Consider the following 20693-nt stretch of genomic DNA (forward strand, 5'->3'; position numbering starts at 1 on the left):
AGTTAGGATAAAATGCTGAGCAGACAAATCGCACAAAAGCTTCGGGGCTACGAAACCCCTTTCTATCTCTATGATACGGCGCTGTTGCGCCAGACCCTCGAAAGCGTCGTCTACGAGTCCAAAAAGTACGGCTACAAGGTGCATTATGCCATCAAAGCCAACTATGACGACCATCTGCTGGCTATTATCCGCGAATACGGGCTGGGCATCGACTGCGCGAGCGGCAACGAGCTGCGCAAGGCCGTCGAAGCCGGATTCGATCCCAAGGGCATCGTTTACGCCGGCGTCGGCAAGCGCGACAAGGAGCTGCGTTACGCCATCGGGCAGGAGATCATGGCGATCAACTGCGAATCGATCGAGGAGCTGGAACTCGTGGACCGGCTTGCGGGCGAGGCCGGCAAGAAGACCGACGTGGCGCTGCGCATCAACCCCGACATCGACCCCAAGACCAATCACTGCATCGATACCGGTCAGGCCGACAGTAAGTTCGGGATTTCATATGAAGAAGTGCTTGAGCATGCCAAGGAGATCAAGTCGCTCAAGCATATCAATATCGTAGGCATCCACCTGCATATCGGTTCGCAGATCCGCGAGCTGCATGTGTTCGAGAACATGTGCAACAAGGTGAACGTCATCGTCGAGAACCTCGAAAAGCTGGGCTTCTCGTTCCGCTTCGTCGATGTCGGCGGCGGCTTGGGCGTCAATTACGACGTGCCTGAGAACGAGCCTATTCCCAACTTCGCGTCACTCTTCTCGATCGTGCACAACCACCTCGCCGTCGGCGACCGCGAAGTGCATTTCGAGTTCGGCCGTTCGATCGTCGCCGAGTGCGGCGAGCTGATTACGACGGTGCTTTTCAACAAGACCACCGCCACGGGCCGCAAGCTGGTGATCGTCGATGCCAGCATGACCGAGCTGATCCGCCCTGCGCTCTACGGTTCGTACCACAACATCGAAAACATCACCTCGGAAGACGAGGTGCGCGAAAAGTACACCATCGTCGGCACGGCCTGCGAATCGACCGACGTATTCGACGAAAACGTCACGCTCCGCAAGACCCGCCGCGGCGATCTGCTGACCCTCAAGTCGGCCGGGGCCTACGGCATGTCGATGGCGTCGCGCTACAACCTCCACGACCTTCCGGGCGCGGTTTACAGTGACGAAATCCGGTAGCCGGGCTGTCTGTAACCCGAACCGCCGAACGCTCCCGAACCGAACCGGACGTCAATCCGCCGAATTCGCATTATGTGGCTGACCCTCGCCTTCACCTCCGCCGCGCTGCTGGGCTTTTACGATGCGGCCAAGAAGCAATCCCTCACGGGGAATGCGGTGCTTCCGGTGCTGTTGCTCAACACCCTCTTCTCGGCGCTTTTCCTGCTGCCGATGATCGTCTCGGCCGAGTGCGGCTTCGGATGGTTCGACGGCACGATACTGGCCGCCACTTCGGGTACGCTCCGGGCACACGGACTGGTGCTGCTTAAAGCGGTCATCGTCCTCACTTCGTGGATTTTCGGCTATTTCGCCATGAAGCACCTGCCGATTACCATCGTCGGTCCGATCAATGCCACGCGCCCCGTCATGGTGCTTGTCGGCGCCATGCTCATCTTCGGCGAGCGGCTCAACGCCTGCCAGTGGACCGGCGTCGTGCTGACCCTCCTCTCGCTCTTCCTGCTGAGCCGTTCGAGCCGCCGCGAAGGGGTCGATTTCCGTCACAACGTCTGGATACTCTGTATCGCGGTGGCGGCTCTGGCCGCCGTCGTAAGCGGACTGTACGACAAATATATCATGGCGCGCCTCGACCCGGTCTTCGTGCAGGGCTGGTGCAACCTCTATCTGTTCGGCCTGATGTCGGTCGTCGTCGGCATCCTCTGGTGGCCGCGTCGCCGGACGACCACCCCGTTCCACTGGACTTGGGCCATTCCGCTGATCTCGTTCTTCCTTGTGCTGGCCGATTTCGCCTATTTCTACGCCCTGCACCAGCCCGACGCCATGGTCTCCGTCGTGTCGATGGTCCGCCGCAGTTCGGTCGTCGTCTCTTTCCTGTGCGGCGCCGTGCTGTTCCGCGAGCACAACCTCCGCTCCAAAGCCTTCGATCTGGCCTTTATCCTCGTCGGCATGTTCTTCCTCTGGCTGGGGTCGAGGTAACGGCGGCTGTGTCGAAGCGCGGGATTTGCATGTACACCCTTCCGTTTGGGCGCAGACCGGAAGCCGGTCCCGAAACCACCGGTGTCAGAATAAAAAGACAGTCCCGAAGGGCTGTCTTTTTTATTTGCGGTATTGTCGGCTCCGGTCATATCAGCTGCTCCAGCCGGCTGACCGTCTTTGCGATTTCCGCATCCCCCGGCGCATAGTCTTTCAGCGCACCCGCCAGATACTGTTCGTAGGCGTAGAGGTCGATCACGCCGTTGCCTGAGAGGTTGAACAGAATCGTCTTGGGCGTCCCCTCCTCTTTGGCCTGCATGGCTTCGCGGATGGCCGCGGCGATGGCGTGCGTCGATTCCGGCGCCGGGATGATGCCCTCGGTCTTGGCGAAGAGAATGCCTGCGGCGAGGGTCTCGGTCTGCGGCAGCGACTGCGCTTCGACGAGTCCGTCTTTGAGCAGCTGGCTGACGATCGACCCCGCGCCGTGGTAACGCAGTCCGCCCGCGTGGATGTCCGACGGCTGGAAATCGTGCCCCAGCGTATACATCGGCAGCAGGGGCGTGAATCCCGCCACGTCGCCGAAGTCGTACTGGAAACTGCCGCGCGTGAGTTTCGGGCAGCTCGATGGCTCGACCGCCACGATCCGGATTTTTTTGCCTTCCGTGAGGTTCTTGCGCAGGAACGGGAATCCCAGTCCCGCGAAGTTGCTGCCGCCGCCGAAGCATCCGATCACCACGTCCGGTTCGGCGTCGGCCATCTCCATCTGCGCCACGGCTTCCTGTCCGATCACGGTCTGATGCAGGATGACGTGGTTCAGCACGCTTCCCAGACAGTACCGCGTATCTTCGGGGTGTTGCAGCGCCACTTCGATCGCCTCCGAAATGGCCAGTCCGAGGCTTCCCGAACAGTTCGGGTCGCGTTCCAGCGCCGCGCGGCCCGATGCCGTGAGCGTGCTGGGCGATGCGATGCACTCGGCGCCCCAAGTGTTCATCATCAGCCGCCGGTAGGGTTTCTGGTCGTAGCTGACCTTGACCATGTAAACCTGCAGGTCTATGCCGAAGTGCTTGGCCGCGAATGCGATCGCCGCGCCCCACTGCCCCGCGCCCGTCTCGGTGGTCAGGCGGCGGATGCCCTGCTTGTAGTTGTAGTAGGCCTGCGGCACGGCGGTGTTGGGCTTGTGCGATCCGGCCGGCGAGACGCTCTCGTTCTTGAAATAGATTTTCGCGGGCGTGCCGAGCGCCTTCTCCAGCCCCGTAGCCCGCACGAGCGGCGTGGGTCTCCATATTTTGTAAATCTCCTGCACCTCTTCGGGAATGTCGATGAACCGCTCCGCGGACATCTCCTGATCGATCAGCTCTTCGGCGAAAATGGCGCTCATCTGCTCTTTGGTTACGGGCTGCTTGGTCGCGGGATGCAGCGGGGGCAGCGGTTTGTTGGGCATGTCGGCCACGATGTTGTACCATTGCGCGGGCATCTGATTCTCGGTCAGGCAGAATTTTTTCGTTTTCATAGTCTTTTTTATTTTTCCGTTTGTTTCGTGAAAGTGCAAAAGAAAAAGCCCGCTGTTTACTCTCTCGTAAACAACGGGCTTGTGGCTGGTATCAGGTTTCAACTATACACGCACGGAGCCGCACTCATTGTCCACGAGAGTCAACGAGCGCCACCACCAAGCCTGTATGTTGAAATTGCGAATCATATTCTTTTCGGCAAATATAACGGGTCCGATCCTTAAATCCAAATTTTTCGGCGGATATTTTCGATACCTACATATATGGCGTCGCTCCCTTTTCCGTGTCCGCCTGCCGAAATGCCGGTCCGAAGCGTCGGCGCGATTTAGTGCGCCAATCTCGACGAGATTAACAATTTTTATGTATCTTTGTTCGATTTTAGCATGCCGTTCCGGACGCTGTGACGGCGGCACTTCCCGCCAAGGCGGGGATTCCGGGGCGGCCGGACCTGCAAACGCGGCCTACCGCCGCGGGGAAGGCGGTCCGGCATGTTGAACTGCAAGAGGAACATTAAAGCTTTTAATTATGAATATTTCGTATAACTGGCTTAAACGCTATCTCGACACCGATCTTCCGGCCGAAGAAATCGCACGGATACTGACCGACATCGGACTCGAAGTCGAGGGTTTCGAGAAGATCGAGACCGTAAAGGGCGGGCTTCACGGCGTCGTGGTCGGCGAGGTGCTGACCTGCACGGACCATCCAGATTCGGACCACCTGCACCTCACGACGGTCGATGTCGGCGCCGGTGATCCCCTGCAGATCGTCTGCGGCGCGCCCAACTGCCGGGCCGGGCTGAAGGTGCTCTGCGCCACGGTCGGCACGGTGCTCTACCCCGGCGGCGGCGACGAGGAATTCAAGATCAAACGCAGCAAAATCCGCGGCGTGGAGTCGCTCGGCATGCTTTGCGCCGAGGACGAACTGGGCATCGGGGCCTCGCACGACGGCATTATGGAACTTCCGGCCGACGCCCGCGTCGGTATGACGGCCAAAGAATACCTCGGCATCGAGGACGACTACCTGATCGAGGTGGGACTCACCCCCAACCGCGTCGATGCCGCGTCGCATATCGGCGTGGCGCGCGATTTGGCGGCTTACCTCAGGAGTCAGGGCCTGAACGCCGAAGTGAAGATGCCCGACGTCTCGGCCTTCGCTCCCGACAACCATGACCTGCCGGTGACCGTCCGCGTCGAGAACCACGAAGCGGCCCCCCGCTACGCGGGCGTGACGGTGAAGAACTGCAAAATAGGCCCTTCGCCTGAGTGGATGCAGAACTGCCTGCGCGCCGCGGGCATCAACCCCAAGAACAATCTGGTCGATATCACCAACTTCGTGCTCTTCGAGCTGGGGCAGCCCCTGCACGCGTTCGACGCGGCGAAGATCGAAGGCCGCGAAGTCGTGGTCCGCACCTGCACCGAAGGCACGCCTTTCGTGACATTGGACGGCGTGGAGCGAAAACTGACGGCCGACGATCTGATGATCTGCTCAGCCGAGCGTCCGATGTGCATCGCCGGAGTCTTCGGCGGACTGGATTCGGGCATCGGCGACACGACGACCGACGTATTTATCGAGAGCGCCTATTTCAACCCCGTGTGGGTGCGCAAGACTGCCAAGCGTTTCGGGCTGAACACCGATTCGTCGTTCCGTTTCGAGCGCGGCGTCGATCCCAACATGCAGGTCTATGCCGCCAAGCGCGCCGCCCTGCTGATGAAGGAGCTGGCCGGGGGCGAGATTTCGAGCGACATTACCGACATCTATCCCACTCCTGTCGAAGACTTCAAATTCGACATCTCCTTCGCCCGCATCGACTCGCTGATCGGCAAGAAGATTCCCGAAGATACGGTCCGCACGATCCTCGCCGCGCTGGAAGTGAAGATTCTCGCCGAGAAAGAGGGTGTGCTGAGCGTCGCCGTGCCGCCCTACCGCGTGGACGTGCAGCGCGAAGCCGACCTCGTCGAGGATATCCTCCGCATCTATGGCTACAACAATGTCGAGATTCCCTCGCGCGTCCGTTCGACGCTCTCCTATGCGCCGAAGCCCGACCGCAGCAAGCTGATGAATCTCGCGGCCGATTTCCTGACCTCCAACGGCTTCACCGAGATCATGTCCAACTCGCTGACCAAGGCGGCCTACTACGAGGGGCTGGAGTCCTACAAGCCCGAAAACTGCGTGCGCATCCTCAATCCGCTGAGCGCCGACCTGAACGTGATGCGCCAGACGCTGCTGTTTAACATGCTCGAAGCCGTGCAGCTCAACGCCAATCGCAAGAACGGCGACCTGAAACTCTACGAGTTCGGCAACTGCTATATCTACGACGAGTCGAAACGCTCGGAGGAGAACCGCCTCGCGGCCTACTCCGAAGAGTACCGTCTGGCGATCGCCGTGACGGGCGTGGCCGAGCCTGCGTCGTGGAACGCCCGGCCGCAGGCCGCGTCGTTCTTCACGCTGCGCGCCGTGGCCGAGAAACTCCTGCGCCGCTTCGGCATCGACATCTATGCGCTCCGGACCGAGACGCTCCAAAACGACCTCTTCGGCGAGGCGCTCTCGATGTCGCTTGGCGGCAAGGAGCTGCTGCAGATCGGCACGGTAAGTTCGAAAATCCGCCGCCGGCTCGACGTCAAGCAGGATGTTTACTATCTGGAGATGAATTTCGACGCGCTTGTGAAATCGACCCGCAAGCATAAGATTGCGGCCGAGGAGCTTTCGAAGTTCCCCGAAGTGAAACGCGACTTGGCTCTTCTGATCGACAAGCAGGTGACCTTCTCGGCGCTGCGCGACGTGGCGTTCGCCACTGAGCGCAAACTGCTCAAGAGCGTTTCGCTGTTCGACGTCTACGAGGGCGACAAACTTCCCGAAGGCAAGAAATCCTACGCCCTGAGCTTCATCCTCGAAGACAAGACCCGCACGCTCGACGAGAAGACGATCGAAAAGGCGATGAAGAACCTCACCGCGCAGTTCGAACAGCGGTGCGGAGCTCAGGTCCGCGGTTGATCCCAATCCGAATGCCGCTCGTCGCATCTCGGTGCGGGCACACGCCCGCCACGGTCATGCCGGCGAGCTTATTGACCATAAATCGAAGCCGCCTGTACGTTACGAACAGGCGGCTTTTTTACCGAAACCATGCAACGAACCTCCCGAATGCTCTGCCTGACCACGCTGCTTTTTGCAGCCGGCGCCGCGCTGTTCTTTACCAACGCGGCGGTGATTCCGTACAAGGTCGCTTATCCGGTCCTGCTGCTGTCGCTGTCGCTCTTTTATCTCCGGCTGAAACCGCTGATTCCGGTCGGCGCGGCGCTCTTGTTGTCGGCCGTCGGCGATGCGGCGGGCGCCGGAGGGATGTTCATTCCGCAGATGCTGTTTTTCGCTTTGGCACACGGAGCCTACATGTGCTACTTCTTGCCGCAGGCGCAAGTTGCGCCCCGGCCTTTTGTCTGGCCGGTGCTGACAGCCCTGCTGCTGTTTCTGTTCGTCTGCATCGTTCCCCGCGCCGCCGATCCGGCCGAACGCGCGGGCGTCGCCGTCTACGGACTCGTCGTCGCGGGCATGCTGTACAGCGCGCTTCAGTACCGCGGAGCGTATGCCGCATGGTTCCGCCTTGCGGCCCTGTTGTTTGTCTTTTCCGACTCCGTGATCGCATGGGGACGCTTCGTCGCGCCCGTTCCCTGCCGGACCTATGTCGTGATGATTACCTATTATGCCGCGCAATACCTCTTCTACCTCTTTGCCGTCAGAGCGGCGACTCTTTCCGACTCTCCGCATTGATGCGGCCGTTGAAATGCCGAGCGGTATTGTAGTGCGATATTGTCATCGCTTATTTAGGCCGGAGGCACACTGTTCGCGTTAGTTGTCTCCGCCAAGGCGGCTCCTTCCGTGTCATAGTCGCTTTTTCGCTCCGTCTTACAGTACCGGCTTTATCTGCGGCGGCTGGATCGTGACGTAGGGCGTGCCGTTGTCGTCGCAGGTCGAGACGATGCGTACGGCTTTCACCGGCCGGCCGGGCTTTAAAGTTATACTGCCCTTTTCCAGATCGCCCGCATGCTCGTATGTCGTGCCGTCGTACGACACCTCGGCATAACCGGTGGTTATAATGGTTTTGGGCAGCTGGCGGTTTCCCGTCTGCAAAAACATTTCGCGGCACTTCACCGGCTGTTCATAGGTGTAGAGTATCCAGTCCTGCTGACGGCAGGCGCGGCGCGTGCGCGCAAGTCCCTTGTAGGCCGAGGCGTTCGTGTAGGGGAACTGCGTGCTTTCGCCCATCGAGGTGGTGATCGTCACGGCGGGCGCAAGGGTCCTGTAGTAGGATTTGTCGGCCGCATAGGGACTGCGTCCCGTCTTGTAGCGCGTCAGGAAGCGGTAGAGATGCGGTTTTTCGGTTTTGACGGGGCCGGTGTACCGATGCTCTTCGGGCGAATCGCCTTCGAGGTAGAAGATTTTCGAGCCGTCGTCCGCCACGACGGTGAAGGCGCCCTCCTTGTAGCTTACCTTGGGCGGGAAAAGCCGGAAGCGGATGCCCATGGCCGCCATGCGGTCGTAATGGTCGGTCAGCTCCCTGTAATAGGCGTCCCAGCCTTCGCAGTTGCCGCGCCAAGCTATGCGGGCGAGCGCGCAGATGCGCGGAAAACACATGTAGTCCAGATAGTCGGGCTTTTCGGGCTCGTGCGAAACGTAGGCTTCGCTGAAGAACGTCCCCTGCAGGCCGACGACGTTGCGCATCTGTTCATCGCTGAAGCCCTTTTCGGTGAAGTCGAATCCGAAGACCTTTTTAGCGTCGAAGACCGCCGCCCAGTCGTGCCCCTCCTCCTGCGGCGTCTGCCGCATGTCGAAATAGAAGTATTCGCCCGGCATCACCACGGTCTTGTAGCCTTTCGCCGTTGCGTCGAGACACGCCTTGACGCTCTGCCAGCCGTATACGAGACATTCGCGCGAGAGGCCGCCCGTGGTCACGGCTTCGTTCCACACGCCGGGACGCTTGCCGTTGGCCGCGAGAATCGCCGCCATGCGCTCCATGAAGAGGTCTTCCAATCGGTGCGGATCGGTCATGCCCCGCCGGCTCATCAGCGCCTGACAGTCGGGGCAGCGGTTCCACTGGGTCATGTCCACCTCGTCGCCGCCGACGTGTATGTACTCCGAGGGAAACAGCGCGCATAACTCGCCGAGGATGTCGGTCAGCAGTGCGTAGTTCTCTTCGCGGGCCACGCACCACGCCGAACGGTAGTCGTAACCGTTGGTCGAAACCGTGTCGGGCGGATAGTTGCAGCGTATTTCGGGATGCACCGACGCGATGTTGCGGCTGTGCCCCGGCAGGTCGATTTCGGGGATGATCTCGATGTTGCGCGCCGCCGCATAGCGGATCAGGCCGCGCATCTCGTCCTGCGTGTAATACCCGCCGTACTTCTCGTCCCATTTGCCGTAGACCGGACGCACGGGCGAATCGCCGCCGCGGAAGCCGCCGATTTCGGTCAGTTCGGGATGCGATCTGATTTCGATACGCCACCCTTCGTCGTCTGAAAGATGAAGATGCAATTTGTTGATTCCATGATAGGAAAGCAAGTCTATGTAACGCTTCACTCCAGCTGCGTCGATCCACGTGCGGGCCACGTCCAGCATCATACCGCGGTACGGGAAGCGCGGCGCGTCCTCGACCTTCGTGCAGGCGATTTCGACCGGAAGCGGACAGTTCTTGGCGTATATTTCGGCGGGCAGCAGCCTGAACAGGGCCTGCACGCCGTTGAATACGCCGCCGTACGAACCGCCCGCGATTTCGATCCGCTGCGGGAGCACCGTCAGGCGGAAGGCTTCGCCGCCCAGCGTCGGATCGGTCGAAAGCACGATCGCGTCGTCGGCCGACATACTGTCGCTGGCCGTTTCGACGTTGATATATTCGCGCAGGTAGGCGGCCAGCGGCGCCAGCGGCGTTTCGTAACAGAGCATCGTCCGGGGGCTGATGCGGCAGGCGCCCTCGTAGAAAGCCTGACGGGCCGGCGACGGCTGGGCATGTGCCGTGAGGAAGGTGCAGAGCACACCTGCGAGGGGCAGCAGGTATCGCAGTTTCATGGCGGTACGGAATTTTGTTTCGGACAAAGTTACTTTTTTTCCGCCGAATTGCTACCTTTGCTGAAAATAAATTCCGGCATGGACGGGCGCGCTCAGGCAGATCGGCCGACTCCGCTTCCCGAACAGCCATTGCCGTAAACTGTAACTGAGCATGGAAGATAAACGACTGGAGGCTACGGCCCGTTTGCTCGAAGTGATGAATACGCTGCGCCGCGAGTGTCCGTGGGACCGCGAGCAGACTTTCGATTCGCTGCGGAGCAATACCATCGAGGAGACGTACGAGCTGGCCGACGCCATCACCGACCACAATATGGAGGGCATCAAGGAGGAGCTGGGCGACCTGCTGCTGCATGTGGTGTTCTACTCCAAGCTGGGCGAGGAGGCGGGAGCCTTCGATTTCGGCGAGGTCGCCGATGCCCTGTGCGACAAGCTGATATACCGTCATCCGCATGTCTACGGCGATATTCACGCCAATACGCCCGACGCGGTCAAGGAGAACTGGGAAGCCCTGAAACTCCGCAAGAAAAACCGCAAGAGCGGCACGCTGGGCGGCGTACCCCGCTCGCTTCCGGCCATGGTCAAGGCTTTCCGCGTGGGCGAGAAAGCCGCCGCGACGGGTTTCGACTGGCAGCGGCGCGAGGATGTGTGGGACAAGGTGAAGGAGGAGATCGCGGAGGTCGAAGCCGAGATGCGTTCGGAAGCCCCCGGCAGCCGGGAGAAGCTCGAAGGCGAATTCGGCGACCTGTTCTTCGCGCTGGTCAATGCGTCGCGGCTCTACGGCATCGACCCCGAATCGGCGCTGGAACGTACGAACAAGAAGTTCATCCGCCGCTTCAATTACATGGAGGAAAAGGCTGCCGCCGAAGGACATACGCTCCACGAGCTTCCGCTCGAAAAGATGGAGGAGTACTGGCAGGAGGCCAAACACGAAGAGACATTTAACAGCATGTGTCCGCACTAATGCCAAGTCCCCTCCGAGGAGGGGATTTAGGGGAGGGTCAGACCTGAAAACACGGCTTTGCCGTGAATGTCCGCCCTCGGACACGCGGAGACGATACAAAAGCGAAGTGACATTTAATAGCATATAAACTTATGGCTTTGATTAAAAAGGTGCGGGGACATACGCCCGCAATCGGTGAAAATACGTTTCTGGCCGAGACGGCCGTCATTCTGGGCGATGTGACCATCGGCCGCGACTGTTCGATCTGGTACAACGCCGTATTGCGCGGCGACGTGAACAAAATCGTCATCGGCGACCGCACGAATATTCAGGACGGCGTGGTGCTGCACACGCTTTACGACGGCTCGCCGCATCCGTCGCAGACCATTATCGGCAGCGACGTGTCGGTGGGCCACAACGCTGTCATTCACGGTGCGCGCATCGGCGACAACTGCCTGATCGGCATGGGCGCTACCCTGCTGGACAACGCCGTGGTTCCGTCGGGCTGCATCATCGCGGCCAACGCGCTGGTGCTCTCCAACGCCCAGCTGGAACCCAATTCGGTGTATGCGGGCGTGCCGGCCAAGAAGGTCAAGGAGGTGACGCCCCAGCAGCGCGAGGAGATCATCCGCCGCACGGCCCGCGACTACATGCTCTATGCGTCGTGGTTCAAAGAGGAGGAGTAAACGGCGGATGGGGCTGCAACCGAAATATTCCGACCTGATTCTCAATCTGCTGGTGGCGCTGGCCGTCAGTCTGGTCGTCAATTTCTCCTACGTGCTGCTGCTGATCGTCGATCAGAAGAGCGACGGACAGCCGCGTCCGGCCAAGGCGAGCGTCATTGCGCGCGGCGAGGAAGGAACGCTGCGGGTAAGTCCCGACGGCCACGGCTACATCGTCTACGAGAACGGCGACAGCGTCTATGTGATGATGCAGCGCATCTACCGGATGAACCTGAAGGACGGCGACCGTCTGGTGGCGAATCTGGCCGCGCCGCGCCGTCACGGGGCGCATCCGGTGATGACCGAACTGCGCATGCGCAACGGCGAGGAGTTCGATTACAGCACGCTTTTCAACCGGCCTTCGAAAACGACGGAACTCGCGCTGCAGCTCTTCTATTATCTGGTCGTTTCGTTCATCATGCTTTCGATCCTCACCTCCGTCCGCCGCAGGTACACGCCGGGCCGCTTCGTGCGCCACTGCATATGGTGCGTGCTGGCCGCCGCCGCGCTGTATATGGTCGCGCCGGTCACGGAGTGGCGTTCGGGACGCATCATGCTGAACTGCATGGGCGACCATATTTTCGACTACATGCTGCTGCTGAAGTGTTCGTTCGCCGTGGCGGTGTCGATGCTCTACGGCTGGGTCTACGTGCTCAATTCGAAGCAGCAGGCCGTCGTCATGGAGAACGAGCGGCTCAAGAACGAGAACCTCACGACCCGCTACAACATGCTCGTGGGACAGATCAACCCCCACTTCTTCTTCAATTCGCTCAATTCGCTGGCGATGCTCGTGCGCGAGAAGCACGACGAGAAGGCGCTGACCTACATCGACCAGCTCTCCTATACGTTCCGCTACATCATCCAGAACGGACAGAGTACGCTGATGACGCTCGACGAGGAGCTGAAATTCGTCGAGGCGTACAGCTACCTCTTCAAGATACGCTATGCCGACAAGCTCTTCTTCGACATCGACATCGAGGAGAAGTACCGCACGTGGACGCTTCCGGCGCTCTCGCTGCAGCCGCTGATCGGCAATGCCGTCAAGCACAATACCATAACCCGCAGCAAGCCGTTCCATATTTCGATCCGCACCGAGAACGGCTGGCTGGTGGTCTCCAATCCCAAGGTGCCGAAGCTCGAACCCGAACCTTCGACCGGCATCGGACTGGAGAACCTGCGCAACCGCTGGCACCTGATAACCGGCCGCGACATCGAAATCATCGACACCGACAAGGAGTTCGTCGTGCGGATGCCGCTGCATACCCCCCTTGCAGGATGAAAGCACTGATCATAGAGGACGAAACCGCCGCCGCACTGAACCTGAAAGCCATTCTGAAACAGGCGGCTCCCGACATCCGTGTCGTCGATACGCTCGAAAGCGTCGAGGAGAGCGTCGATTGGCTGCGCGCCAACCCCCAGCCCGACCTGCTGTTCATGGACATCCATCTGGCCGACGGCGATTCGTTCCGCATATTCGACGCCGTGGAGGTCACGGCGCCGGTGATCTTCACGACAGCCTACGACCGCTATGCGCTGGAGGCCTTCAAGGTGAACAGCATCGACTACCTGCTCAAGCCGCTCAATGCGGCCGACGTGCAGCGGGCGCTCGGCAAGCTCATGCGGCTGTCCAAGGGCGAGCGCAGCGATTACGGTTCGCGCGTGCGCACGCTGGCCGCGGCGCGCCGCGAGCAGACCTTTCTGGTGCATGTCCGCGACAAGATCATTCCGCTCAAACGCGAGGATATCGCATTCTGCTATACCTGCAACGAGAAGGTGACGGCCTATACCTTCGCCGGGGCGTCCTATCCGCTCGACAAGACGCTCGAAGCGCTGCAGGCCGTCCTGCCCGAAGCCGATTTCTTCCGCGCCAACCGCCAGTTCATCGTGGCGCGCCGCGCCGTGAAGGAGATCGCCGTGTGGTTCGGCAGCCGTCTTTCGTTGAGTCTCGTGCTCGAAACTCCTGAGCGCATCGTCATTTCCAAGGCCCGCGTCCCCGAATTCAAGGCGTGGCTCACGTCCGTTCAACCCGCCGAATAGGCGTTTGACCCTGAGCTTCGGGCGTTTGACCCGCATTGCCGTTCCGTTTTTCCGGTTTGGCCTTACCTTTGCATCGTAAGGGGACCGAAACGGGTCCGATTGCCGGATTGAATTAACCATTGATATTTGAGATTATGAAAAAGAGAATTTTTGCAGTCGCCGCGGCTTTGTGCCTGCTGGCCGGAACGGGCGCTTTTGCGCAGGATTCGAAGAAGGCTCCGATGATGAAGGAGCGGCCGACGGCCGAGCAGATGGCCCAGCGCAAGACCGAACGCATGACCGAGAAGCTGAACCTCAGCGAAAAGCAGTCGAAGCAGCTCTATGAGGTCAACCTGCAGGATATAAAGGAGATGCAGGCGCAGGCCGAGCAGATGCGCGCATACCGCAAGACGCAGGCCGAGAAGATGAAAGGCATCCTCACGCCCGAACAGTTCGAGCAGTGGAAGCAGATGCAGGGCCCGCGTCACGGCATGAACCGCGGTCCCCGGATGAAGGACGGCCGGGGCGACAAGGCCGCCGTGCGTGAAGGCCGCAAGTGCGCCCCCTGCGCGGGGGACAGGAAATGCGACGGACCGCGCTCCGGAAAGGAGAAAAAGTGAGGTTAGGAAAATCGACCGGTTTGTTGCAGTCGGGGCGTCGGTTGTCGGCTGACGCCCTTTTTTTGTCGATTCACCCCTTGTCGGAGGGCCGTATGCGGGAAAAAAGTTATTTTCGCATGCGCAAAATCAGAAAGTACACAGAACATTAAGATGAAACGGCTACTACTCTCAACCCTATTCCTGTTTTTCGCCGTGGCCGCATTCGCCCAAAAGGGTGCGGTCAGCGGAACGGTGCTTGACGCCGATACCGGCGAAAGCGTTGCCGGAGCCGTACTGGAGGTCGCTCCGGTCAAGACTCCGGATCAGAAACAGTATTTCACTTCCGGCTATAAAGGCGCCGTGGCGATTCCCTCGCTGCCCTACGGCGAATACAGACTCACCGTCTCCTTCCTCGGTTACAACAATTACGAAACCACCTTCCGGGTGGCGGCCGGCAAACAGAACATCGGCAGGATCGAACTCAAGCCCGGCGTGCAGATCGAAACGGTCGTCAAGGAGGCCAAGGCGCTGCGCACCTCGCAGAAGGGCGATACGGTAAGTTACAACGCCGGAGCCTTCAAGGTCACCAACGACGCCGACGTCGAGGGGTTGCTGAAGAAGATGCCCGGCATCACCGTGTCGGACGGTACGGTCGAGGCGCAGGGCGAGCAGATCAAGAAGGTTTTCGTCGACGGCAAGGAGTTCTTCGGCGAGGACGTGACGACGGCCATCAAGTCGCTTCCGGCGCAGGCCGTGGACCGTGTGGAGGTCTATAACAAGCTGAGCGACGCGGCCGAATTTTCGGGCATGGACGACGGCGAGGGCTACAAGGCCCTCAACATCGTTACGCACGCCAACATGCGTCAGGGGCAGTTCGGCAAGCTCTATGCCGGTTACGGTTACGACGCCGACACCAAGACCGAAGCCAAGAACAAATACGTCGTGGGCGGCAACGCCAATATCTTCAGCGGCAGCAGCCGCGTGTCGGTCATCGGCCTGTTCAACAACATCAACCAGCAGAACTTCTCGTTCGAGGATATTCTGGGCGTTTCGGGCGGTTCGGGGCGCGGACGCCGCGGCGGCGTGGGCCAGTATATGGTGCGCCCCCAAAGCGGCGTGGCGTCGGTGAACGCCATCGGCGTAAACTACTCCGATACGTGGGGCAAGCGCGATCAGGTGTCGTTTCAGGGCAGCTATTTCTTCAACAATACCGACACGAGAAACCGTTCGACGATCGACAAATGGTACGAGTCGCCGATGCCCGTGGATACGCTCTCGACGCGCGGCTACTCGGATACCGAGTCGTATAACCACCGCTTCAACGCCCGTCTGGAGTGGAAAATCTCCGACAACCAGAATCTGATGGTCCGTCCGAGCTTCAGCTACCAGTCGAACGACCCGCTGAGCACGACGCAGGGCTGGCAGTTCGGCGAAAGCGGTTACAGCCGCACCGAGAACCGCAGCGACGCCCTGCGCCACGGTTACAACGTGCGGACGAACGCCGTTTACCGCGCCAAACTGGGCAAGGACGGCCGTACGATCACCGTGGACGGCGACGTGAACTACTCGGACAACACCAACAACTCGAACTCCTTCTCGAACGTGCTGCCGCTCTCGGACCTCCGGCCCGACGGCGTCGACGCGCCGTGGGGATGGGACACGACGGGCTACACGCGCCTGCGCTACCTGCGCGACCTCGCGCCGTCGAGCAGCTACCGCCTGCGCGGACAGTTCTCCTACACGGAACCCGTCGCCAAATATGCGCAGGTAAGCCTTCAGTACCGCATTTCGTACGATTATCAGGAGCGCGACAAGAAGTCGTATATCACCGGCGCGGATTATTCGATCGCGGGACTGGCGCCCGACGGAGCGCTTTCGAACTCCTACCGGAGCAACTACCTGACGCAGAGCGCAGGTCCCGGCTTCCGCTATTCGAAGGAGCGCAATACGTTCATCGCCAATGTCTTTTATCAGCGTTCGTCGCTCGACGGGCAGATCGTGCGGGACGACGCCGACAAGATCAGGCATTCGTACAACAACGTGACCTATTTCATGATGGGACAGTTGAACATCAACCGCGAGAATTCGCTGCGGCTCTACGTATCGTCCTATACCGACAACCCGTCGATCACCGACCTGCAGAACGTGGCCGACGTATCGGACGCCCAGAATATCACCAAGGGTAATCCCGATCTGAATCCGACCTACAGCCACCGCGTCAATTTCCACTACATCAATTCCAACGTCGAGAAGGGCCGGACCTTCATGTGGATGTTCTCGATGCAGAACACCTCCGACTACAATGCGACGCACGTGGTGTCGAATCCCGGCACGATCACGTTGGGCGGCGTGCAGTACAAGCCCAACTACTACTCCACGCCCGTCAATCTCGACGGCTACTGGAGCCTGCGGACGCACCTGAGCTACGGTTTTCCGATCGGCTTCCTGAAGAGCAACTTCAACGTGATGGCGGGCGTCAGCTACTCGCTTACGCCGAGCATGCTGGGCGGAGAGGTGGACGCCGACGGATTCATCACGGGCGGCAAGCGCAACGACACGAGCAATATCGGCTACGACTTCAACACGGTGCTGGGCAGCAATATTTCCGAAAACGTGGACTTCACGCTCTCGTGGAACGGCACCTACAACGAAGCGACCAACTCGCTGGGCGAGTCAGGTTCCAAAAACCGCTACTTCAACCACCGGGCGCAGGGCAACATGAAGTTCGTCTTCCCGCTGGGCTTCACCTTTACGGGCAGCGTGGCTTACACGCAGTATATCGGTTTCACGAACGATTACGACGATTCGTACCTGCTCTGCAACGCATGGATCGGCAAGAAGATATTCAAGAACAAGCGCGGCGAGATCATGTTCGGCGTGAACGACCTGCTCAACCGCAACAAGGCTTTCGCCCGCACGACGGGTTCGGGATGGACGCAGAATGCGACCAACAGCGTGATCGGCCGTTATTACATGGTGCAGTTCACCTACAACCTGCGCCGCTTCGGCAAGAAGGGGTCGAAGAACATCTCCGATTACGACGGGGTCGTGCAGTCGGGACCCCGCCGCATGGGACCCGGCGGTCCGGGCGGGCCGCCTCCGGGTATCTTCCACGGTCCGCGGTAACCAGTGCGGTTCGGACAAAAAAGACGTCAGGTGCAATGCCTGACGTCTTTTTTGTGATTATGCCGGAAGCCTGCTTCCGCTTCGTCCTTGTGCCGGTGTGCCGGGCCGATGGCCGTCCCTTTTTGCGGACGGGACGGGGCGGTTCCTGCGGATGCTTGGGTGTCGCCGTCACTTTTCCGGTTCGGAGGTGTGCGGCGCCGGGATGTCGTCCTTGTCCGCGCGGTTGAGCACCAAGTGGATGCCGATGCAGGCCAGACCGCCGTATACGAGGGCCAGAATGCAGAGCATCCTGATTTCGGACAGCACTTCGGAGAGCGACGCTCCCATGCTCTGGATGCGGATAAAGGCGTTTACGCCGTGGCTGCTGGGGAATATCTGCCCCAAGTTGAACAGCCAGTCGGGAATGCCTTCGCGGGGATAGGAGACGCCGCTGAGCATCAGCAGCGGAATCGAGGTCCACAACAACAGCAGCAGCGAATTCTCGCGGTAGCGGAAGAGCGTCGAAATGGCGATTCCCAGCGCGATGCAGGCCGCCATGTACGCCAGCATGAAGACCACGATTGTGCCCGTCGCGCCGTTCATCGGATAGTGGAACAGCCTGTAATGCAGACCGAGGATGTAGAACGTCGTCACGGAATAGATCATGCCGTAGACCAGCGCTTTGCCCAGCACGATCGGGAGCGTGGACATCCGCTTGCGGTCGGGCGGACAGAGTTTGCGGTACAGCCCGAATTCGCGCCATGTGCCGCCGATCATGCCGATGCCGATGAGCATCGTCTGCTGGATGATGACCATGATGATCGCGGGCATGACGAACGTGCCGTAGCCCAGATAGGGGTTGAACAGGTTGTGGGACTGGTAGATGACCGGCTGGGTCGTGGCCTGCGCCTGCGGGAGGTTGGCTCCCTTGGCGATCAGACGCTGGAATTCGACCATCGCGCCCGTGGCGCCGATCGAAGTCACGACCTCCTGAAACACCTGCCGGTACATGAGGAAGTAGCTGGCGTCGGCGTAGATCGCGACGTTGGCCTGCAGGCCGCCGAGCAGTTTCTCCTCGTAATCCGACGGAATGTAGACCACGCCGTAGATCTTGCGTTTGAAGAAGAGATCCTTGGCCTCCTCCATGCTCGTCGGGTTGTAGGCCACATAGGTGTTCGGCCCGGCGTTGAAGGTCTCGATCAGGCTGCGGCTGGTCGGCGTGCGGCATTCGTCCACCACGCCGATCGGCACGTTGCGGAGCACCTGCGCCCCGTAAGCCATCGAGTAGACGGTGGCGTAGATGATCAGCGCGAGAACGAGGATCAGGACCACGCCCGCATCTGTGAAGATCGTGCGGAACTCGTTGCGCATGACCGACAGCATCTGCTGCCAATAAGAGGTCATCTGATGTGTGAAACGGCTCATGCTATAACCTCCCCCAGTATTTTTCCTCCGTGCAGATGGTCCGCAGGCGCGGCAGGCACAGAAGCGGTAAGACAATGAACAGCGACATGTAGCACATGTCGGGCAGCGAGCAGACGACCGGGGCGCCCCGCAGCATCTGATCGACGAAGATGTCGGTGTAGTAGGTGAACGGGAAGAGCCTGCTCAGGTACTGCATGGCGGGCCACATGGCCATGATCGGGAACGTGAGTCCCGAAAAGGTGAAGGCCAGCACCGAATAGCCGCCGCCGATCGAGAGCGAAAGGCGCAGGTTCGACAGCAGCGAGACGATGAAGACCGCGATGGCCTGATAGCTCATCACGAAGAGCAGCGTGCTCAGCAGGATGACCGTCAGACTGCCGTTCAGGGGCACGCCGACGACCTTGAAGATGATCAGGAACATGACCAGCGACATGAGGAACATCACCACCGTCACTGGCAGGACCTTCCCCAGCAGTGCGGCCGATACCGAGCCGTTGCCCGTCTCGATCCATTCGCGCGCCGTACCCTTCTTAAGCTCCGTGCCGATGGTGAAGACCGTCACCATGACGATGAAGATCAGGAGCATCATGGGCATAAAGCTCGGCGAGAGGTAATAGCCGTAATTGATATAGGGATTGAACAATACGTGCTTGTTGAACCGCACGGGCATCAGCTGCGCCATGGCCTGCAGCTCGGTGAGTCCCTGTTTGGTGAGCAGCTGGATCTGGATGCCGCCCGAAAAGGTCGTCACGGCGGTCTGAATGTCTTTCGACAGCAGGCCGTTCACCGTGATGTTCGTTCCCGATATGTAGGTCTCGATATGCGTCTGGCTGTTGCTCAGGATGTTTTTCTCGAAGAATGCCGGAATCTGCACGATCGCCATGATCTTGCCTTCGCGCATCAGCCGTTCGCCTTCGTCCATGTCCTGAATGCCGTACGACACCATTGCCGTCGCCGTGTCGTCGATCATCTGCGTGACCTTGCGCGAGAGCGAGGTGTGGTCCTGATCCAGTACCGCGATCGGAATGTCGCGCGCCACGCCCTTGTTGAACAGCAGGGCGAAGAACGCGAACGACACGACGGGCAGCACGAGCATCAGCACGAAATACATCGGCTGGTGCGCGAGACGCGTCAGTTCCCGTCGCAGAACGGCATAGGTATTACGCAGGAAATTCAGCATCGCACTCTCCTACTTCCCGATCAGGTCCCAGTCCACGAGTACGCTCATTCCCGGACGCATGTTTTCGATATGCGTCGTGGGCTTGGCTTTGACGGCGAAGGTGCGGATGTCGAAACCGCCCTGCGTGCGGGTCGCCGACCACGTTGCGAAGTCGGCCTGCACGGCGATATAGGTCACCTCGAACTCCACGTCATACCCCAGCGCCGGCACGTAGCCGCTCATGCGGGTGCCGACCCGAATCGCGGGGAGCAGGGTCTCCTTGATATTGAAAGTCACCCACATGTCGCTCATGTCGAGGATCGCCACCACGGGATAGCCGCTGCCGACCAGCTCGCCCTGCTCGGCGATGATGGTCGAGACCTCGCCCGTGACGGGCGAATAGACCATGGCGTCGCTGATGTAGGATTCGACTTCGCTGACGGCTCCTTCGGCCTGACGGACACGGGCCGCGGCAGCCTCCTTGTCCTCCTTGCGGGCGCCGTCCATGGCCAGATTGTACTGCGCTTTGGCGGCCAGCGCCGTGGCTTCCATGGCTTTGTAGTTGGCCGACGCTTCGTCCATCTTCTGTTCGGGGACTACGCCCTGCTCGTAGAGGTTTTTCACGCGCTCGTAGGTCTTGCGCGCCAGTTCCAGCCCGGCCTGCGCCTTCTCCCACATGTTCATGGCCGCTTCGATCTGCTGGATGCGGGCGCCGGCTATGGCGGCCTGATCCAACGCCGCGGCCGCGCTCTTGACCGCTTCGGCCTGCTGGAGCTTGGCTTCCAGTTCGGGCGTCGAGAGCGTGTAGAGCAGCTGCCCCTTCTCCACGCGGTCGCCCTGCTCGACTTTCATGTCGTCGATGCGGCCCGGCACTTTCGACGAGGCCTTGTAGGTCGTGCACTCCACCGTGCCCTGAATCAGCGTCGGGGTCGATCTGCGGAGGTACCAGCTGATCAGTACGACCGACACGATGATGACCACGGCGGCCGCGATGATTCCAATGATGTTGCTGCGTTTCATATT

15 protein-coding genes are annotated in these 20693 nt (G+C 60.1%); 10 read left to right on the forward strand and 5 right to left on the reverse strand.

Annotated features, from left to right (window positions below; all coding sequences use genetic code 11):
* Positions 1 to 12 precede the first annotated feature (12 nt).
* Positions 13 to 1173 (forward strand): diaminopimelate decarboxylase, encoded by a 1161-nt coding sequence (gene lysA, locus ACESTR_RS12780; protein ID WP_014776516.1) that lies wholly within the window; start codon positions 13 to 15, stop codon positions 1171 to 1173.
* 72 nt (positions 1174 to 1245) lie between these two features.
* Positions 1246 to 2145: an EamA family transporter gene (locus ACESTR_RS12785; protein ID WP_237958917.1), complete on the forward strand. Its 900-nt coding sequence runs from the start codon at positions 1246 to 1248 to the stop codon at positions 2143 to 2145.
* A 145-nt stretch (positions 2146 to 2290) separates the two neighbouring features.
* On the opposite strand, the gene ACESTR_RS12790 is transcribed toward ACESTR_RS12785, so the two are convergent.
* The gene (locus tag ACESTR_RS12790) at positions 2291 to 3652 is read right to left on the reverse strand and encodes a TrpB-like pyridoxal phosphate-dependent enzyme (RefSeq protein ID WP_014776514.1); all 1362 of its coding nucleotides are present in this window, start codon (positions 3650 to 3652) and stop codon (positions 2291 to 2293) included.
* 523 nt (positions 3653 to 4175) lie between these two features.
* On the opposite strand from ACESTR_RS12790, the gene pheT reads away from it, so the two are divergent.
* Both pheT and ACESTR_RS12800 read left to right on the forward strand, forming a co-directional pair.
* A complete protein-coding gene (pheT, locus tag ACESTR_RS12795) occupies positions 4176 to 6641 on the forward strand; it encodes a phenylalanine--tRNA ligase subunit beta (RefSeq protein WP_227042814.1) in 2466 nt (821 codons plus the stop codon).
* A gap of 129 nt (positions 6642 to 6770) precedes the next feature.
* Positions 6771 to 7412 (forward strand): lysoplasmalogenase, encoded by a 642-nt coding sequence (locus ACESTR_RS12800; protein WP_130062764.1) that lies wholly within the window; start codon positions 6771 to 6773, stop codon positions 7410 to 7412.
* A gap of 135 nt (positions 7413 to 7547) precedes the next feature.
* On the opposite strand, the gene ACESTR_RS12805 is transcribed toward ACESTR_RS12800, so the two are convergent.
* Positions 7548 to 9704 (reverse strand): beta-N-acetylhexosaminidase, encoded by a 2157-nt coding sequence (locus ACESTR_RS12805; RefSeq protein ID WP_373179349.1) that lies wholly within the window; start codon positions 9702 to 9704, stop codon positions 7548 to 7550.
* Positions 9705 to 9855: 151 nt separating this feature from the next.
* Between ACESTR_RS12805 and mazG the strand changes: the two genes are divergently transcribed.
* The 6 genes from mazG (at position 9856) to ACESTR_RS12835 (ending at position 17107) form a co-directional block, all read left to right on the forward strand.
* Complete coding sequence (gene mazG / locus ACESTR_RS12810) at positions 9856 to 10665, forward strand: nucleoside triphosphate pyrophosphohydrolase (RefSeq protein ID WP_009598948.1); 810 nt, start codon at positions 9856 to 9858, stop codon at positions 10663 to 10665.
* A gap of 131 nt (positions 10666 to 10796) precedes the next feature.
* The gene (locus ACESTR_RS12815; RefSeq protein ID WP_014776507.1) at positions 10797 to 11330 is read left to right on the forward strand and encodes a gamma carbonic anhydrase family protein; all 534 of its coding nucleotides are present in this window, start codon (positions 10797 to 10799) and stop codon (positions 11328 to 11330) included.
* Between the two features lie 7 nt (positions 11331 to 11337).
* Positions 11338 to 12645, forward strand: coding sequence for a sensor histidine kinase (locus ACESTR_RS12820; RefSeq protein ID WP_009598958.1), 1308 nt, complete (start codon positions 11338 to 11340; stop codon positions 12643 to 12645).
* The gene (locus ACESTR_RS12825; RefSeq protein ID WP_009598997.1) at positions 12642 to 13403 is read left to right on the forward strand and encodes a LytR/AlgR family response regulator transcription factor; all 762 of its coding nucleotides are present in this window, start codon (positions 12642 to 12644) and stop codon (positions 13401 to 13403) included. Before ACESTR_RS12820 ends, ACESTR_RS12825 begins: the two co-directional genes overlap by 4 nt.
* A gap of 134 nt (positions 13404 to 13537) precedes the next feature.
* A complete protein-coding gene (locus ACESTR_RS12830) occupies positions 13538 to 14002 on the forward strand; it encodes a DUF4890 domain-containing protein (RefSeq protein WP_130062762.1) in 465 nt (154 codons plus the stop codon).
* Between the two features lie 150 nt (positions 14003 to 14152).
* The gene (locus tag ACESTR_RS12835; protein WP_130062761.1) at positions 14153 to 17107 is read left to right on the forward strand and encodes an outer membrane beta-barrel protein; all 2955 of its coding nucleotides are present in this window, start codon (positions 14153 to 14155) and stop codon (positions 17105 to 17107) included.
* Between the two features lie 168 nt (positions 17108 to 17275).
* Here the strand turns inward: ACESTR_RS12835 and ACESTR_RS12840 are convergent, their stop codons facing one another.
* From ACESTR_RS12840 to ACESTR_RS12850, 3 genes are read right to left on the reverse strand one after another with little or no spacing between them, the layout of a single operon-like run.
* Positions 17276 to 18511: an ABC transporter permease gene (locus ACESTR_RS12840; RefSeq protein ID WP_014776504.1), complete on the reverse strand. Its 1236-nt coding sequence runs from the start codon at positions 18509 to 18511 to the stop codon at positions 17276 to 17278.
* Between the two features lies 1 nt (position 18512).
* A complete protein-coding gene (locus tag ACESTR_RS12845) occupies positions 18513 to 19691 on the reverse strand; it encodes an ABC transporter permease (RefSeq protein ID WP_014776503.1) in 1179 nt (392 codons plus the stop codon).
* A gap of 9 nt (positions 19692 to 19700) precedes the next feature.
* The gene (locus tag ACESTR_RS12850; protein WP_195291505.1) at positions 19701 to 20690 is read right to left on the reverse strand and encodes an HlyD family secretion protein; all 990 of its coding nucleotides are present in this window, start codon (positions 20688 to 20690) and stop codon (positions 19701 to 19703) included.
* Positions 20691 to 20693: the final 3 nt, after the last annotated feature.

Origin of the sequence: Alistipes sp. DJF_B185 (genome assembly GCF_964250025.1) — a bacterium.
GTDB classification, from domain to species: domain Bacteria; phylum Bacteroidota; class Bacteroidia; order Bacteroidales; family Rikenellaceae; genus Alistipes; species Alistipes finegoldii.

Excerpts from the sequence above, each read along its gene's own strand:
- ACESTR_RS12840 (WP_014776504.1), bottom strand. The coding sequence starts at position 18,511 with ATGAGCCGTTTCACACATCAGATGACCTCTTATTGGCAGCAGATGCTG.
- ACESTR_RS12790 (WP_014776514.1), bottom strand. The coding sequence starts at position 3,652 with ATGAAAACGAAAAAATTCTGCCTGACCGAGAATCAGATGCCCGCGCAA.
- ACESTR_RS12805 (WP_373179349.1), bottom strand. The coding sequence starts at position 9,704 with ATGAAACTGCGATACCTGCTGCCCCTCGCAGGTGTGCTCTGCACCTTC.
- ACESTR_RS12850 (WP_195291505.1), bottom strand. The coding sequence starts at position 20,690 with ATGAAACGCAGCAACATCATTGGAATCATCGCGGCCGCCGTGGTCATC.
- lysA (WP_014776516.1), top strand. The coding sequence starts at position 13 with ATGCTGAGCAGACAAATCGCACAAAAGCTTCGGGGCTACGAAACCCCT.
- ACESTR_RS12820 (WP_009598958.1), top strand. The coding sequence starts at position 11,338 with ATGGGGCTGCAACCGAAATATTCCGACCTGATTCTCAATCTGCTGGTG.
- mazG (WP_009598948.1), top strand. The coding sequence starts at position 9,856 with ATGGAAGATAAACGACTGGAGGCTACGGCCCGTTTGCTCGAAGTGATG.
- ACESTR_RS12785 (WP_237958917.1), top strand. The coding sequence starts at position 1,246 with ATGTGGCTGACCCTCGCCTTCACCTCCGCCGCGCTGCTGGGCTTTTAC.
- ACESTR_RS12835 (WP_130062761.1), top strand. The coding sequence starts at position 14,153 with ATGAAACGGCTACTACTCTCAACCCTATTCCTGTTTTTCGCCGTGGCC.
- pheT (WP_227042814.1), top strand. The coding sequence starts at position 4,176 with ATGAATATTTCGTATAACTGGCTTAAACGCTATCTCGACACCGATCTT.
- ACESTR_RS12845 (WP_014776503.1), bottom strand. The coding sequence starts at position 19,691 with ATGCTGAATTTCCTGCGTAATACCTATGCCGTTCTGCGACGGGAACTG.
- ACESTR_RS12800 (WP_130062764.1), top strand. The coding sequence starts at position 6,771 with ATGCAACGAACCTCCCGAATGCTCTGCCTGACCACGCTGCTTTTTGCA.
- ACESTR_RS12825 (WP_009598997.1), top strand. The coding sequence starts at position 12,642 with ATGAAAGCACTGATCATAGAGGACGAAACCGCCGCCGCACTGAACCTG.
- ACESTR_RS12815 (WP_014776507.1), top strand. The coding sequence starts at position 10,797 with ATGGCTTTGATTAAAAAGGTGCGGGGACATACGCCCGCAATCGGTGAA.
- ACESTR_RS12830 (WP_130062762.1), top strand. The coding sequence starts at position 13,538 with ATGAAAAAGAGAATTTTTGCAGTCGCCGCGGCTTTGTGCCTGCTGGCC.